Origin of the sequence: Stenotrophomonas sp. Br8, assembly GCF_014763005.1 — a bacterium.
Classification (GTDB): Bacteria; Pseudomonadota; Gammaproteobacteria; order Xanthomonadales; family Xanthomonadaceae; genus Stenotrophomonas; species Stenotrophomonas lactitubi.
The window spans coordinates 1-14,663 of the sequence record NZ_JACGTN010000011.1 but is presented as its reverse complement, the minus strand read 5'-3'; the positions used below and the strand labels follow the sequence as shown (position 1 = coordinate 14,663).

The 14,663-nt window shown below is 67.4% G+C and carries 15 protein-coding genes; 7 read left to right on the top strand and 8 right to left on the bottom strand.

The genetic code is table 11. The features are described from left to right. Positions 1-10: 10 nt before the first annotated feature. A complete protein-coding gene (locus H3005_RS11100; protein WP_191078195.1) occupies positions 11-451 on the bottom strand; it encodes a universal stress protein in 441 nt (146 codons plus the stop codon). A 141-nt stretch (positions 452-592) separates the two neighbouring features. On the opposite strand from H3005_RS11100, the gene H3005_RS11095 reads away from it, so the two are divergent. The 4 genes from H3005_RS11095 to H3005_RS11080 all read left to right on the top strand — a co-directional run bounded on the left by H3005_RS11095 (position 593) and on the right by H3005_RS11080 (position 5,705). Then, complete coding sequence (locus H3005_RS11095; protein ID WP_100462647.1) at positions 593-1,510, top strand: LysR family transcriptional regulator; 918 nt, start codon at positions 593-595, stop codon at positions 1,508-1,510. Between the two features lie 154 nt (positions 1,511-1,664). Next, the gene (locus H3005_RS11090) at positions 1,665-3,194 is read left to right on the top strand and encodes an MFS transporter (protein WP_191078194.1); all 1,530 of its coding nucleotides are present in this window, start codon (positions 1,665-1,667) and stop codon (positions 3,192-3,194) included. Positions 3,195-3,216: 22 nt separating this feature from the next. Next, positions 3,217-4,299 (top strand): HlyD family secretion protein, encoded by a 1,083-nt coding sequence (locus H3005_RS11085; RefSeq protein WP_191078193.1) that lies wholly within the window; start codon positions 3,217-3,219, stop codon positions 4,297-4,299. Further along, the gene (locus tag H3005_RS11080) at positions 4,296-5,705 is read left to right on the top strand and encodes an efflux transporter outer membrane subunit (RefSeq protein WP_191078192.1); all 1,410 of its coding nucleotides are present in this window, start codon (positions 4,296-4,298) and stop codon (positions 5,703-5,705) included. The genes H3005_RS11085 and H3005_RS11080 overlap by 4 nt, the downstream gene beginning before the upstream one ends. 84 nt (positions 5,706-5,789) lie before the next feature. Here H3005_RS11080 and H3005_RS11075 read toward each other — a convergent pair whose 3' ends face one another. The 6 genes from H3005_RS11075 to H3005_RS11050 form a co-directional block, all read right to left on the bottom strand. Continuing rightward, on the bottom strand, positions 5,790-6,188 hold the full coding sequence (locus tag H3005_RS11075; RefSeq protein WP_191078191.1) for a hypothetical protein: 399 nt from the start codon (positions 6,186-6,188) through the stop codon (positions 5,790-5,792). 154 nt (positions 6,189-6,342) lie between these two features. Further along, positions 6,343-6,681 (bottom strand): hypothetical protein, encoded by a 339-nt coding sequence (locus H3005_RS11070; protein WP_100553525.1) that lies wholly within the window; start codon positions 6,679-6,681, stop codon positions 6,343-6,345. Between the two features lie 78 nt (positions 6,682-6,759). Continuing rightward, complete coding sequence (locus tag H3005_RS11065) at positions 6,760-7,701, bottom strand: DegV family protein (RefSeq protein ID WP_191078190.1); 942 nt, start codon at positions 7,699-7,701, stop codon at positions 6,760-6,762. A gap of 95 nt (positions 7,702-7,796) precedes the next feature. Next, positions 7,797-8,429, bottom strand: a complete 633-nt coding sequence (locus H3005_RS11060; protein WP_191078189.1) for a DsbA family protein — start codon at positions 8,427-8,429, stop codon at positions 7,797-7,799. A gap of 19 nt (positions 8,430-8,448) precedes the next feature. Beyond that, entirely contained in the window at positions 8,449-9,717 is a 1,269-nt protein-coding gene (locus H3005_RS11055; RefSeq protein WP_191078188.1) for an amidohydrolase family protein, read from the bottom strand. Beyond that, a complete protein-coding gene (locus tag H3005_RS11050; protein WP_191078187.1) occupies positions 9,717-11,126 on the bottom strand; it encodes an amidohydrolase in 1,410 nt (469 codons plus the stop codon). Before H3005_RS11050 ends, H3005_RS11055 begins: the two co-directional genes overlap by 1 nt. 153 nt (positions 11,127-11,279) lie before the next feature. Between H3005_RS11050 and H3005_RS11045 the strand changes: the two genes are divergently transcribed. Beyond that, positions 11,280-12,056: an AMP nucleosidase gene (locus H3005_RS11045; protein WP_025874105.1), complete on the top strand. Its 777-nt coding sequence runs from the start codon at positions 11,280-11,282 to the stop codon at positions 12,054-12,056. Positions 12,057-12,099: 43 nt separating this feature from the next. Beyond that, a complete protein-coding gene (locus H3005_RS11040) occupies positions 12,100-12,639 on the top strand; it encodes a DUF924 family protein (protein ID WP_191078186.1) in 540 nt (179 codons plus the stop codon). Positions 12,640-12,694: 55 nt separating this feature from the next. Here the strand turns inward: H3005_RS11040 and grxD are convergent, their stop codons facing one another. Further along, positions 12,695-13,621, bottom strand: a complete 927-nt coding sequence (gene grxD, locus H3005_RS11035; RefSeq protein ID WP_191078185.1) for a Grx4 family monothiol glutaredoxin — start codon at positions 13,619-13,621, stop codon at positions 12,695-12,697. Between the two features lie 60 nt (positions 13,622-13,681). On the opposite strand from grxD, the gene H3005_RS11030 reads away from it, so the two are divergent. Next, the gene (locus H3005_RS11030) at positions 13,682-14,461 is read left to right on the top strand and encodes a polysaccharide deacetylase family protein (RefSeq protein WP_191078184.1); all 780 of its coding nucleotides are present in this window, start codon (positions 13,682-13,684) and stop codon (positions 14,459-14,461) included. The last annotated feature ends 202 nt before the right edge of the window (positions 14,462-14,663 follow it).

Sequence of the window (14,663 nt, the reverse complement as noted above, 5' to 3'; positions counted from 1 at the left end):
CCGGGAGTACCTACGGATCGCGCGTTTCCACCAGCACCGGGCAGGGCGCGTGGTCGATGGTCCATTGCCCGACCGAGGGCTCGAACAGACGCTGCAGACGTGACAGGTGGCGGTGGCCGATGACGATCAGATCGCACTGCAGGCGGCGCGCCTGCGCGCTGATCACTTCGCCCGGGTCGCCGGACGGTAGTTGTGCGATGGCGTCCACGCCGCGCTCGCACAGCTCGGCCAGGGCGTCGGCAAGCACGGCTTCGGCGTGCGCCTGCTGCCGGGCGGCGGCGGGATATTCGCGGCGGTCGGCATCGCTGGCATCTGCTGCAAGTGCGAATTCGGGGTCGAGCACGCACAGCAGGTGCAGACGGCCGCGGGGGCCAGCCATGGCGGCGGCGAGGTCCAGCACGCGGTCGTGCTGGGGGCCGCCATCAAGCGCGACCAGCAGGGTGTTGAACATGAAAAGCTCCTTTGCAGGGCGGTGATGGTCGCGCATGTCGTCGCGCGCACCCATGCCGTGCGCCGCAGTCAATGCGTGCGCAGGACGCAACTCTGGTTGGTTTGGATTGCAGTAGAGTCATCGCATTTACGGGAGACTGCCATGCCCCTGCCGGACCTGAACCTGTTGCTCGCACTGGATGTGCTGATCGACGAATGCAGCGTGGCCGCCGCCGCGCGGCGGATGAATCTCAGTGCGCCGGCGATGAGCCGTACCCTCGGCAGGGTGCGCGTGGCGCTGGGTGATCCGGTGCTGGTGCGCGCCGGCCGTGGCCTTGCCCCCACACCCCGCGCGCTGGAACTGCGTGAGCAGGTGCGCGATGTGATCGAGCAGGCACACCGCGTGTTCAATGCCGGCCGCGAGGTCGACATGGCCACCTTGGAACGCACGTTCAGCGTGCGCGCCAATGATGTGTTCATCGGCAGCTATGGCGGCCGCCTGCGTGAGGTGTTCCGCCAGCAGGCACCGCGTTGCATGCTGCGCTTCGTGCCCGAGGGCGATACCGATGACGATGCGATGGTGCAGGGGCGGATCGACCTGTACATCAGTACGGCGGGCAAGCACAGCCCGGAAACCAAGGTGCAGCACCTGTTCACCACTTCTCTGCTGGGCGCTGCACGCGAGGATCATCCGTTGTTCGACGGCGACATCAGTGCCGAGCGCTTCGCGGCCTGCGACCATATCGCCGTGTCCCGGCGCGGGCTGGCGCACGGCCCGATCGACGAGGAACTGGCCGTGCTCGGCCTGCAGCGGCGGGTGGCGGTGGTCATCCCCACCTTCCACGGTGCGATCTTCGCTGCTGCTGATTCAGACCTGGTCCTGCCGCAGATGCCGAGCGTGATGCTCGACCGCATCACCCACATGGGTCTGCCACTGCGCATGTTCCCGCTGCCGGTGCCGGTACGCACCGTGGCACTGGTGCAGGCCTGGCACCCGCGCATGGACAACGACCCGGCGCACCAGTGGCTGCGGCGGGCGATCAAGGTGATGTGCGATTCGGTCGAGGCGGCCCGCCACTGATCGCCTGCAGCCGTGCGCCGGACGCACGACTGCGATGCCGGACACGCCATTTTTCGCAGGCAACGGCCTTTCTAGACTGCGCTCCCGATAGTTTCACTGAGCGCAATCCAATGACTCCACATATGCCGTGCACTGCACGGATCGGCGGCCGGCAGTGAGCACGCCTGTCGCCGTACTTCCGGCGCCGGCAGCGCCCCGGCCCGTCGCCGCACCCGGGCTCGACCGGCGCATCCTGGTAGGGCTGTGCGGTGTGCTGCTGGCGGTGCTGGTGTCGGGCTTCAACGAGAACGTCACCAAGGTCGCACTGGCCGACATCCGCGGGGCGATGGGTTTCAGCGTCGATGACGGCAGCTGGATCGTGGCGCTGTACAGCGCGATGTCGGTCAGCGCGATGGCGTTCGCACCGTGGTGCGCCGCCACCTTCTCGCTGCGCCGTTTTGCGTTGGCGATGATCGGCGGCTTCATGGTGCTGGGCGTGCTGTGCCCGCTGGCACCCAACCTGCAGACCTTTCTGGTGCTGCGCGCGTTGCAGGGCCTGTGCGGTGGCGCGTTGCCGCCGCTGTTGATGAGCGTGGCGCTGCGCTTCCTGCCGCCGGGCATCAAGCTGTACGGCCTGGCCGCTTACGCACTGACTGCCACCTTCGGGCCGAGCATGGGCACCCCGCTGGCCGCGTTCTGGGTGGAGCAGGTGGGCTGGCACTGGGCGTTCTGGCAGATCGTGCCGTACTGCCTGGCAGCGATGGCGATGGTCGCCTGGGGGCTGCCACAGGATCCCCTGCGGCTGGAGCGCTTCGCACAGTTCGACGGCGTCGGCCTGATGCTCGGCCTGCCGGCGCTGGTGCTGCTGGTACTGGGCCTGGTGCAGGGCCCGCGCTTGAACTGGTTCGACTCGTCGTTGATCACCCTGATGCTGGGTGGCGGTGCGGGTCTGCTGGTGCTTTTCATGGTCAACGAGTGGTTCCATCCGTTGCCGTTCTTCAAGCTGCAGCTGCTGGCCAACCGCAACCTCAGCTATTCGCTGATTACTCTCGGTGGCGTGCTGTTCGTGCTGCTGGCGGTGATCTCCATTCCCTCCGGCTTCCTCGCCAGCGTGCAGGGCTATCGGCCGCAACAGACCGCGCCGATGCTGCTGTGGGTGGCGGTTCCGCAGGCAATCGCGCTGCCGTTGGTAGCCGCATTGCTGAACATCCGCGCGGTCGATTGCCGTTGGGTGCAGGCCACCGGCCTGGCGCTGCTGGCACTGGCCTGCTGGTTGGGCGCACATCTGGACGTGAGCTGGATCCGCGACAACTTCCTGTGGGTGCAGTTGCTGCAGGTGTTTGCCCAGCCGATGGCGGTGCTGCCGCTGCTGATGCTGGCCACCGGTGGCCTTGCGCCACAGGACGGCCCCTTCGCCTCGGCGTGGTTCAACACGGTGAAGGGCTTTGCCGCGGTACTGGCCAGCGGCGTGCTTGAAGCGGTTGCGCAGGGACGCCGACATTTCCATTCCACCGTGCTGGTCGACCGCCTCGGCGAACAGCCGTGGCTGGCCGAGGGGCCGCAACTGGGCGCGCGCCTGCATGCGCAGGTGCAGGCATTGACCTCGGCCGATCTCTACCTGCTGGTCGCGTTGGTCGCGCTGGCCTTCATTCCTCTCATTGCCTGGATGCCCACCCGCATCCATCCGCCACGTGCCGTGGCCTGATCCCCTTCGCAGGAACCCCCTCATGACAATCAATCGAACGTATCTCAACGCCGGCCTCGGCCTGGGCGTGCTGGTGCTGGCCGGCGCCGCGTGGCTGCTGCTGCGCGATGGCCGCCACCAGACCACCAACAACGCCTATGTGGTTGCCGACTACACGGTGGTCGCACCGAAGATCGCCGGCTTCGTCAGCGCGGTGGACGTGCAGGACAACCAAGCGGTGAAAGCCGGTGACGTGCTGGCCCGCATCGATGACCGTGACTACCAGGTCGCGTTGCTGGCCGCCCGCGCCGACCTGGCCAATGCGCGTGCGCAGCTCAGCAACGCTCAAGCAGCGCTGGCACAGCAGGGCTCGCTGATCGAACAGGCCAGGGCGAGCGTGGATGTCAGTCGCTCCGAGCTGACCCTGGCCAGTGCCGACCAGCAGCGTTACCGCGAACTGGCCCGCGATGGTGCCGGTACCGTGCAGAACGCACAGCAGGCGCAGTCGAAGCAGGCGGTGGCCAGTGCGCACCTGCAACAGGGACAGGCCGCATTGTCGACCGCGCGCCAGCGCACCGACATCCTCACTGCCGGGGTGCAGGCCGCGCAGGCAGCCGTGCAGCGTGCCGAAGCCGCACAGGCACGCGCCGAACTGGATCTGTCGCACACCGAGCTGCGCGCACCGATCGACGGCATGGTCGGGCGCCGCGCAGTGCGCGTCGGTGCCTACCTGACCCCGGGCACGCCGGTGGCCGCGGTGGTGCCGCTGCAGCGCGCCTTCGTGGTCGCCAACTTCCAGGAAACGCAGATGACCCGCATGCAGCCGGGGCAGCAGGTTGAACTGACGGTGGACGTGTTCCCCGGCACGCCGCTCCGTGGCCATATCGACAGCATCGCACCAGCCACCGGCGTGACGTTCGCCGCGATTGCACCGGAGAACGCGACCGGCAACTTCACCAAGGTAGTGCAGCGCATTCCGGTGAAGATTGTGCTGGACCCTGGGCAGGCATTGCTGGGTCAACTGCGTGCCGGCATGTCGGTGGAAGCGAGCGTGGATCTGCAGAGCCCGCAGCACGTGCAGAGTGCGCAACGCGAGCAGCACCGCAAGGGCGGGGAGGGCGCATGATCCGCGTATTCCCGCGTGTACTGGCTGCAGCGGCACTGTGCACGGCGCTGGGCGCCTGCACGCTGGGCCCGGACTTCGTGCGCCCGCAGGCCGAACTGCCCACGCAATGGCAGGGCGAAGCAGTGGCGTCAGCTGTGCTGGATGACGATGCCCGCTGGTGGTCCGGTTTCGACGACCCGCTGCTGGGGCAATTGGCGACGCAGGTGCTGCAGGCCAATCTCGACCTGCAGCTGGCCGCCAACCGCGTGCAGCAGAGCCGCGCCGCGCGGGGTGTCACCGCTGCCGATCGCCTGCCCAGCGTCAGCGCCACCGCCAGCGGCGTGCGCGCGCGCAACAGCGAGGTAGGTCTGAACGATCCATCCGGTAATGGCGGTCGTGATGACTATGGGTTGTTCGAGACCGGCATCGGCATGAGCTGGGAACTGGATCTGTGGGGCCGCGTACGCCGCCAGGTGGAAGCCGCCGACGCACGCGTGCAGATGGCCGAGGAAGATGCACACGCGGTGCGTATCGCCCTGCTGGCGGAGACCGCGCGCGATTACCTGCAGTTGCGCGCAACACGCCAGCTGCTGGCCATCACCGATGACAACCTCAGCATCGCCCACGACATCAAGCGGCTGACCGAAGCGCGCCAGCGCCAGGGCGTGGCCAGCACGTTGCAGGTGTCCAGTGCGGCGGCACAGGTGGCATCGTTGCAGGCGCGCATCGCGCCGTTGCGGCATCGCGAATCACAATTGCGCAATGCGCTGGCGTTCCTGCTGGCGCAGCCACCGCAGACGTTGGACGCGCAGTTGCAGAACGCGCGCCGCGACTGGCCAGCGTTGCCGACTGTCGCCGTGGGCGTGCCCAGTGAACTGGCCGAGCGTCGCCCCGATGTCCGCCGTGCCGAGGCCGCACTGCATGCAGCCACGGCGGATATCGGCGTGGCCAAGGCCAGTTTCCTGCCGCGCATCACCTTGAATGGCGATGCCGGTTTCCAGGCCAGGCAGCTGGATGACCTGGATGGTTGGAACGCGCATCGCTTCAGCGTCGGGCCGTCGATCAGCCTGCCGATCTTCCAGGGCGGACGCCTGAAGGCCAACCTGGCGTTGAGCAGGCTGCAGCAGCAACAGTCGGCGCTGCAGTTCCGCCGTACCGTGCTGCAGGCCTGGCATGAAGTGGACGATGCCATCGACGGCTATGCCGCCGAACAGCAACGCACCGCGCAGCTGCATGTGGCGGTGGATGAGAGCGAGATGGCGCTGGGCGCTGCGCGTCGGCAGTACCAGGCAGGCGTGGTCGACATGCTGGATGTATTGAGCACGCAACGCATCGCGCTGGACAACCAGGCCGCGCTGGCCAACAGCCAGGCCACAGCCGCGATTGCGCGCGTGGAGCTGTATCGCGCGCTGGGCGGTGGTTGGTAGCACGCGGGATGGGTAGTGCCGGTCGCTGGCCGGCAGCTGCGGGATGCATGGGTTGCCGGCCAGCGGCCGGCACTACCCTGGTCGTCAGTCCGACGACTTCTCGCGCTTGCGGAACAGCAGATAAGGCCAGATGCCGATCAACACCGCTGCGATGACCGTGCCGTAGACCAGCGCGAACACCGACTTGCCAGGCTCGGTCCAGACCATGCCCAGCAGAAGCAGGCCGAGCACGATGGTCGGTCCGCCCAGCAGGATCATTGCGAAGGTCTTTATCCGTCCACTGGTGGGCGCGTTGGCGAGCTTGCCGACCATGTCGGTACCACCGAAATGCACCTGCAGTGCATCGTTGGTGGAACGGGCGGGCTGCGGCTTTGCGGGTTCCGGCGGCGCCACCGGTTGCTGCAGGTCCATTTCCTTGGGCGCCGACGGCAGCAGGTCCGACAGGTTGGTCTGCTCGATGAGGGCTTTGAGCTTGGGGTCCATGTGCAATCCGTGCAGTCGCCGTTGGCGGCGGCACGATAGCAGCAGATCCTGGTGCTCGGTAGTGCCGGCAACGAGGAACTGGTAGATGCCAACCTTGGTTGGCATCTTTTTGGAAAGCGCCAACCAAGGTTGGCACCTACCAAAGCGGGTGGCCTCAACGCACGTCGCGCAGTTCCCAGTGGTGCCCGGCCAGCAGGCGCAGGCGCTGCTTGAACACGTCACTGTCGATGCGGGTGGTGGCCACCAGGTTGATGCGCAGATCCTTCTGCTCACCGGTCACGGTGGCCTCCGGATCGGTCACGCCCCACTGCGGTTCCACCGCATCCGGGTCCGGCTGCTTGTCGCGCCAGCGCTCGAACAGGCTGCCATTGCGCAGCGCGTTCTGCAGTTCTTCGGCGAAGCCGGCCGCGCCCTGCGAATGAAAGGACAGGTCGGGGTCGTTGCCGCGGGCCTTGGACGGTTCGGGCAGGCTGATGTGGTACTGCGCAGGCATGTTGATCTCCTTGAGGTGCAGCTAGGCTGGCATAAGCGCGGTGGAATCGATGTGCAGATTCCAATGCGTGGTTGGCCTTCATTCAAACCGATGCGGCCCATCGGCGAAGCCCACGGTGACCGCGCCCTTGCCGACGTTGACCATGCCGGTCAGGCTCATCACCGATTCGTACACGGTCACGCCATGGCCGGCGCAGACCTCCTTCATCTGCGCGTAGCCAGGCAGGGCGCGCAGTTCGTCCAGTTCGCCGCCGTAGCTGACGCACACGGTGGGCGTCATCAGTCCGGCGCGTACGCGCTGGCCGACCACGCCGAACAGCTTCAGCACGGCATTGTCGAAACCCTTGATCTTCGCCACCGGCCCGGTCTCGCCGCGATAGCCATGCAGCACCGGCTTGATGTCCAGCGCACTGCCCAGCGCCGCGCTGAGCAGGCCGACGCTGCGGTCGCCCTTCTGCCGGGCGCGGGCACGCATGTAGTACAGGTCGCGGGTGACCATGTAGCCGTGCACGTTGCCGGCCAGTTCTTCCAGGCGCTCGCGGATCTGCTGAACGCTGGCGTCGCTGGCACGCAGGCGCACCGCTTCCACCGCCGTCACTGCCTGTGCCGCGAACAGGTTCTGGGTGTCCAGCACGCGCAGCGCGAACGGCGAGTTGTAGCCTGCCGCCTGCCGCACCGGCTTGTAGTCGTTGAGGATGGCGAAGCTGGCCTGCAGCGCGTTGTCGTGGATCGGGCTGCGGGTCTTGGTGATGGTCATGCAGAACACGTGGTCGTAGTCGATCACCAGCCGCTGCAGGAACAGGTCGCGGATCTGGTTGACGCTGAAGGGGATGGTCTCCGCTTCGGCGCCGTGTTCGGCTACGTGCGCGTGCAGGAAGCTCAGCGTGGCCTGCTCGTCGCGGTGATCGGCGAGCACGGCTTCGCCGATCCGTACGGTGATCGGCAACAGCACGATGTTGTGCTCGGCAATGAAGTCCTGCGGCAGGTCGCAGGCCGAGTCGACGACGATTCCGATGCGCATCCGCGGCTCCCCCTCCAGGGCGGTTGTAGGTTCGGAAATGTGAAAACTATCTCAAAACGGGATCGGGCGCGCGAGGGAAATGCGCCACTGCCTGTTCAGCGACTGCGCTGCACCGCCATCGGCAGGGCCACCGCCTGCTGCCAGTCCGGCCGATCCAGCAGGCCCGGGTCGTCCAGCACCGCCGCCATCAGCGGGTGGGTATCGTTGCCCCAGAACAGTTCGCCGTCGATGGCCAGGGTCGGCACGCCGAATACGCCGGCCTCGATTGCCGCGTCGGTGTTGCGTCGCAGCTGTTCCTTGATTGCCGGCTCGCCAATGGCCGCCTCCACATTGCTGATACCCAGCCGGGTGGCGGGTTCGCGCAGGGCCGGGGCGCTGTCGGCCGCGTGGCCGTCGCGCCAGATCCAGTCGAACAGCACATCCACCGCCTCGGTGCTGGCGCCCGCGGCCAGGCACAGGCGCAGGGCCGCCAGCGGGTTGAACGGATGCCCGGGCGGGAAGCGCAGAGGGGTGCCCTCTGCCTGCGCGGTCCACAGCAGCTGGCGGTACATGAAACGGCGCTTGGCCGGGATCTCCGCCGGGCCGAGGTTGCCCAGATGGTGCAGGACCGCACCGAAGGCGATCGGTACCGGTTGGATGTGCTCGAACTGCGGCAGCCGCTTCACCTTCTGCCAGTGCAGGTAGGAATAGGGCGAGACGAAGTCGAAATACCAGCGCAGGGTGGGCATCGGTGGCTCCTTGTAACGATCAGGGCTGCGCGTTGCGCTGCAGGTAGCGGTCGCGCAGTTCGGTCTGGCGCGAGCGCATCGGCATCGCACGACCGCCCAGCCAGACCTGTTCGGCATAGTGCGCCACATCCAGCGGATCACCTTCCCACAGCACCAGGTCGGCGCGCTTGCCCGGCTCGATGCTGCCGATCTGGTCGGCCACACCCAGCACCTCGGCCGGTACCCGGGTCAGCCCGGCCAGGCCGTCGGCCCAGGGCAGGCCATTGGCTACCGCATTGCCGGCCAGCTGGCGCATCTTGCGCGCGTTGTGCGAGGCATCGTCGCGCTGTGCGAAGGCCACCGGTACGCCGGCGCGCTGCAACCGCGCGGCGTTTTCCAGGGTGGCGCCGATCTGGTCGAAGGTCGTCGGCAGGTTGCCCAGTGCGTCGACGAACACCGGCACCTTGGCCGCTGCCAGTTCCGGTGCCAGCTGCCAGGCCTCGGCACCGCCGGCAATGGCGATCTTCACTTTTTCGCGGGCTGCCCAGCGCAGCAGCTGGCGGATGTCGGCCGCGCGGTCCACTTCCACCACGATGCGGCCTTGCCCGGACAGATAGCGGGCCAGCGTGCGGCGACCGGCCGGGGTCAGCAGCGCATGCGGCGAGTCGGCGGCGACCTGGCCACGTGCTTCATCGACCATCTGCTGCAGCAGCATCCACTGCGCCGCGCGCGATTGCCCGGTCAGTTCAGACGCCGCCGCACCCAGGCGCAGGAACAGGGCGCGCGGGCCGATCGGGTCGGCACTGCCATCGAAACGCACCACGCCACCCTGGCCGGCGACGAAGCCACCGCCGGTGGCAGCGCCGAGCGCGGTGAAGCCGATACCGTCCAGGCGTGCCACCGGAATCAGCACCGAAGCAGGGTTGTAGGCCAGGGTCACGTCGAATTCCGGACGCAGCGGCTGCTCACCGATCTTCAGCGCGCTGTCGACCGTGCTCGATTCGCCGGACACTTCCTCGATGCCGATCTCGGTGATACCGCCGAACAGGGCAGGGGTCAGCGTGCGGCCCTTGGCCTCGACCACCGGCACGCCGGCCGGTGCGGACAGGCCTTGACCCACCGCGCGGATGATGCCGCCCTGCACCAGCACGTCGGCGTCTTCCACGTTGCCGCGTGCGCTGGCGGTAGCGACGGTCGCACCGCGCACCAGCAGGTCCTGCGCCTGCGCAGACGATGCGATGCAGGCCAGCGCCATGACGGCAGCGCCGAGCGTTGCGGCAGGCTTCGCCATTGCCTTGAACATGCCCATCAGCGCAGCTCCTGCCCAAGTTGGAAATCCGACCGCGGCGTTGCCGCCGGCGTACTGCGGTCGTACACGCGGCGACCATCGACGAACACCTGTTCGGCCAGTGCATACGAACTGAAGGGGTTGCCGTTCCAGATCACCACGTCGGCCATCTTTCCGGCCTCCAGCGTGCCGGTCTGCGCTTCGATGCCCAGCGCCTTGGCGGCGTTGGCGGTCATCCAGGTAATCGCGCGTTCCGGCGCGATCTCGGGCATGTGCGCGCGGCGCGCGGCGGCCATCACCTTGGCCGCTTCCTGGTTCAGGCGCTGGATGCCTTCGGGCGAGTCAGAGTGGACGATGGCGCAGCTGTTCTTCGGTCGGTCGACCAGCGCGATGTTCTCGGCGATGCCGTCGAAGGCCTCCATCTTGAAGCCCCACCAGTCGGCCCACAGTGCCCCGCACACGCCTTCGGCCGCCAGCCGGTCGGCCAGTTTGTACGCCTCCACGCCGTGGTGGAAGGCGGCCACCTTGAAGCCGAATTCCTTGGACAGGTCGAGCATGGTGGCCATTTCATCGGCGCGGTAGCAGTGGATGTGCACGCGGATATCGCCCTGGATCGCGCCTGCAAGGGTATCCAGCTTGAGGTCGCGCTTGCCGCCGGCGTCACCGGCGCTGTCGCCCTTGTCGCTGCCGAACCAGCCCTTGCGCTTGGCCGGCTTCGGCGTGCTCTTGGCGATGTAGTCGGCCGCGTCGATGAAGGCTGCGCGGTAACCGGCCACGTTGCCCATCCGCGTTGCAGGTGCCACGCCCTTGCCGCCACCGTAGACGCGCTTGGGATTCTCGCCGCAGGCCATCTTCAGGCCCCACGGCGCGCCGGGGAACTTCATCGCCTGGTAGGTGGTGGCAGGCACGTTCTTCAGCGTTACGCCGCGGCCACCGACCAGGTTGGCCGAGCCGGGCAGCACCTGCATGCTGGTCACTCCGCCTGCCAGCGCCGCCTGGAAACCGGGGTCCTGCGGCCATACCGAATGCTCGGCCCAGACATTGGCGGTGACCGGCGCGGTCATCTCGTTGCCGTCGCTGTGCGCGCTGACGCCAGGGCTGGGATAGACGCCCAGGTGCGAATGCACGTCGATCAGGCCCGGGGTCACCCATTTGCCGTCGGCGTTGATGCGGGTGACGCCAGCGTCGACCTGCAGCGCATCGCCGACGGCGACGATGCGGCCATCGCGCAGCAACACATCGGCGTTGTCCAGGCGCTGGCCGGTGCCGGTCAGCACGGTGGCGTTCTGGATCAGCAACGGCCCATCGGGATGCGCCTGGTAGGTGCTCGGGTAGGGATCGGCCACGAAGCGCGAAGCGCCCACGGCCGGCGCCGTGCTCAGCGATACCAGCGCCAGACCCAACCCGGCGCGCAACAACGTCGATGTCATGCAGATCCCCTTGGCAGCGTGTTCAACCCACCGACGCTAGCCGGGGACCGGCCTGCTTGCCAAGTGTCCTTTTTCACGGGGCGTCATCTGCCATCTCGACGGCAACGTCCGCCTCCCGGAAAATGGTGCTCCCCACGCCGCACCGGACCGCCCATGAAGAGCAAGCAGGACATCGTCGACAACTGGCTGCCGCGCTATACCGGCGTGCCCCTGGACCAGTTCGGCCAGCACATCCTGCTGACCAACTTCGGGGGCTACCTGCATACGTTCTCCGCGCTGACCGGTGCGCCGGTGATCGGCCTGGACCGGCCCATGGCCAGCGCCACCATCGACGGCATCACCATGATCAACTTCGGCATGGGCAGCCCCAACGCCGCGATCATCATGGATCTGCTGTCGGCGGTGATGCCCAAGGCCGTGCTGTTCCTGGGCAAGTGCGGGGGGCTGAAGCGCAAGAACGAGCTGGGCGACCTGGTGCTGCCGATCGCGGCCATCCGCGGCGAAGGCACCTCGGGCGACTACCTGCCGCCGGAAGTGCCGGCCTTGCCCGCCTTTGCCCTGCAGCGTGCGGTCTCCACCATGATCCGCGACCTTGGCCACGATTACTGGACCGGCACCGTCTACACCACCAACCGCCGGGTCTGGGAGCACGACGAGGCCTTCAAGGAGCGGCTGCGGGCGATGCGCTGCATGGCCATCGACATGGAAACCGCGACGATCTTCGCCGCCGGCTTCGCCAACCACATTCCCAGTGGCGCCCTGCTGCTGGTTTCAGACCAGCCGATGATCCCGGACGGGGTGAAAACCGAGGCGTCCGACGCCAAGGTCAGCTCGCAGTTCGTGGAAAACCATATCCAGATCGGCATCGAGGCGCTTAAGCTTATCCGGCGCAACGGCAAGTCGGTCCGCCACCTGCGCTTCGACGAATGATGATGATGGCCTGGCGCGGTGCGCCGGCCTTGGGGAGTAGGTGATGGACGTTGCCGCGCAAGTGGTGGAATTCTGGAAGGACGCGGGCCCTGAAAAGTGGTTTGCCCGCGATGATGCGTTCGATGCACGGTTCCGTACGCTGTTCGCGGACGAACACCATGCCGCCGCATCGCGCGCGCGCGAGCACTGGCTGGGCAGCGCCGAGGGTGCGCTGGCGCTGATGCTGCTGCTGGACCAGTTCCCGCGCAACTGCTTCCGCGGCACGGCCCATTCCTATGCCACCGATGGCCTGGCCAGGCACTACGCCATGCGCGCGATCGAAGAGGGGCTGGACCTGCAGCTGGTTCCCAAGCTGCGCGCCTTCATCTACCTGCCGTTCGAGCATTCCGAAGATCCGCTGGACCAGGACCGCTCGGTCGCGATGTTCGACGTGCTGGGTGACAAGGAATACCTGCAGTACGCCGAACTGCACCGCGACATCATCCGCCGCTTTGGCCGGTTCCCGCATCGCAATGCGGTGCTCGGCCGCATGCCGTCGCCGGAAGAACTGGACTACCTGGCCGAAGGCGGGTTTACCGGGTAAGAAACAAAAAACGCCGGCTTTCGCCGGCGTTTTTGTGGGTTTCAACTGCAGCCGATCAGTACTTCGGCACGCCGTTGTCCACTTCGTCCGACCAGGCATCGATGCCGCCGGTGACGTTGAACACCTTGCTGAAGCCCAGCGTACGGAACTGCTCCGCTGCCTGTGCGCTGCGGCCACCGTGGTGGCACAGGAAGGCCAGGGCGGTGTCCTTCGGCAGGGCTTCCAGCTCGGCGCGGCCGTTGCCATCGAAGCTCTTGAACGGCACGCCGACCGCGGCGATGGCACGTTCTTCGGCCGGGCGCACGTCCACCAGCATCACGTTGCCGGCACGCACCAGGTCGTCGGCATCGCGCACGCTGATTTCCTGCACCGGCTTTGGCGCGTTCGGGTTGTCGATCGCCAGGCCCTTGCCACGGATGTCGTCAACCCAGTCGATGGTGATGCCATCGGCGCGGCGGGCGCTGGCCAGGTCGAACTGCACGCGCAGGCCGTTGGACTCGGCGGCGATCGCGCCTTCGTCGTACGGGGCCAGCTGGAAGTTCGGCTGGAAGCGGGCATCGATGCCAAGCTGCAGCGACGCACCCGGCGAATCGGCCAGCGCGCCCTTCAGCATTTCCACCGCAGCCGGGGTGACGGTGATGCGCGGCGGGGTGCGGTCCGGTGCAGCCAGGCCCAGCACGCTGCTCAGCTCACCACTGGCGGCCATCTGCAGCACGATGTCGCTGCCGCCGACCAGGTCGCCGTCGATGTACAGCTGCGGGATGGTCGGCCAGTCGCCATAGGCCTTGATGCCTTCGCGGATCTCTGCGTCGGCCAGCACGTTGACGTGGGCGAATTCCACGCCCAGGTCCTGCAGGGCACCCACGGCCTTGGCCGAGAAACCGCACTGTGGCATCGACGGCTGGCCCTTCATGAACAGCACGACGCGGTTGTCGTTGAGGATGGTTTCGATGCGCGAACGCAGGGCGGGATCGAGGGACATGGCAGTCAAGGGTCCGAAAAATTCGAATCATCAATTCTACCCCCCATGGCATCATGGGGAATGACCAACGCAGGAACATTGCATCGCATCCCGACCCGGCCCTGGCGCTGGGTGCCCTGGCTGGTGCTGTCGCAGCTGGCTGTGATCCTGGTCTGGATGCTGGCCGGTTGGCACTGGGGGCTTGCGCTGATGGTGGCAAGCCACGCGTTGTTCATGGTGCCGGTGTTCCTGCCCAACAGCCGCTTCTACGCGCCGGTGCTGAGCCGGTTGCCCGATGCCGGCAACCGCGTCTGGCTGACCATCGACGACGGCCCCGGGGAGCAGACCCCGGCGGTGCTGGATCTGCTGGACCGGTACCAGGCACGGGCGACCTTTTTCCTGGTCGGCGAGCGCGCATTGGCGCATCCGGCCCTGGTGGAGGAGATCCTGCGTCGCGGACACGACCTCGGCAACCACAGCTACAGCCACCCGCAGGCGCGCTTCTGGCGGCTGGGCCCGGGCACGATGGCGGCGGAGATCGAGGGTTGCCAGCAGGCGCTGCAGACGGTGAGCGGGCGACCGGTGCGCTGGTACCGCTCGGTGGTGGGCATGACCAACCCGTTCGTAGCGCCGGTGCTGCGCAAGCTGGGCCTGGTGCGCGTGGGCTGGAGCGCACGCGGCTACGACGGCGTCGGCTGTACGCCGGATGGCGTGCTGGCGCGTCTGCTGCCCGACCTGCGCCCGGGCGCGATCGTGCTGTTGCATGAAGGTGCCGCCCACGGCCACAACCTGGCCATCATCGAACGCGTGCTGCAGGCGCTGGACGAGCGCGGCCTGAAGGCCGAACTGCCGGCCGGCTGACCGGTAGCGCCGGGCCACGCCCGGCGAGCGCGTAGCGCGGCAAGAGCGAAGCGACCCGCTTTTGCTCTTCGCTTTTCTCTCTTGTCTTCCGTGGTGGACGCCCCCGTAAACCGTCCGTGGCCGGGTGGGTGGGCTGCACAGGGGCGTGAGCCGCATGGATGCGGCGACCGAGCTTACATGGACGTACTTGCAGCGCCCCCTG

Coding starts and splice junctions, on each gene's coding strand:
- H3005_RS11065 (WP_191078190.1), bottom strand. CDS start 7,701: ATGCGCATCGGAATCGTCGTCGACTCGGCCTGCGACCTGCCGCAGGAC.
- H3005_RS11095 (WP_100462647.1), top strand. CDS start 593: ATGCCCCTGCCGGACCTGAACCTGTTGCTCGCACTGGATGTGCTGATC.
- H3005_RS11030 (WP_191078184.1), top strand. CDS start 13,682: ATGACCAACGCAGGAACATTGCATCGCATCCCGACCCGGCCCTGGCGC.
- H3005_RS11045 (WP_025874105.1), top strand. CDS start 11,280: ATGAAGAGCAAGCAGGACATCGTCGACAACTGGCTGCCGCGCTATACC.
- grxD (WP_191078185.1), bottom strand. CDS start 13,621: ATGTCCCTCGATCCCGCCCTGCGTTCGCGCATCGAAACCATCCTCAAC.
- H3005_RS11080 (WP_191078192.1), top strand. CDS start 4,296: ATGATCCGCGTATTCCCGCGTGTACTGGCTGCAGCGGCACTGTGCACG.
- H3005_RS11040 (WP_191078186.1), top strand. CDS start 12,100: ATGGACGTTGCCGCGCAAGTGGTGGAATTCTGGAAGGACGCGGGCCCT.
- H3005_RS11060 (WP_191078189.1), bottom strand. CDS start 8,429: ATGCCCACCCTGCGCTGGTATTTCGACTTCGTCTCGCCCTATTCCTAC.
- H3005_RS11050 (WP_191078187.1), bottom strand. CDS start 11,126: ATGACATCGACGTTGTTGCGCGCCGGGTTGGGTCTGGCGCTGGTATCG.
- H3005_RS11070 (WP_100553525.1), bottom strand. CDS start 6,681: ATGCCTGCGCAGTACCACATCAGCCTGCCCGAACCGTCCAAGGCCCGC.
- H3005_RS11075 (WP_191078191.1), bottom strand. CDS start 6,188: ATGGACCCCAAGCTCAAAGCCCTCATCGAGCAGACCAACCTGTCGGAC.
- H3005_RS11100 (WP_191078195.1), bottom strand. CDS start 451: ATGTTCAACACCCTGCTGGTCGCGCTTGATGGCGGCCCCCAGCACGAC.
- H3005_RS11085 (WP_191078193.1), top strand. CDS start 3,217: ATGACAATCAATCGAACGTATCTCAACGCCGGCCTCGGCCTGGGCGTG.
- H3005_RS11055 (WP_191078188.1), bottom strand. CDS start 9,717: ATGGGCATGTTCAAGGCAATGGCGAAGCCTGCCGCAACGCTCGGCGCT.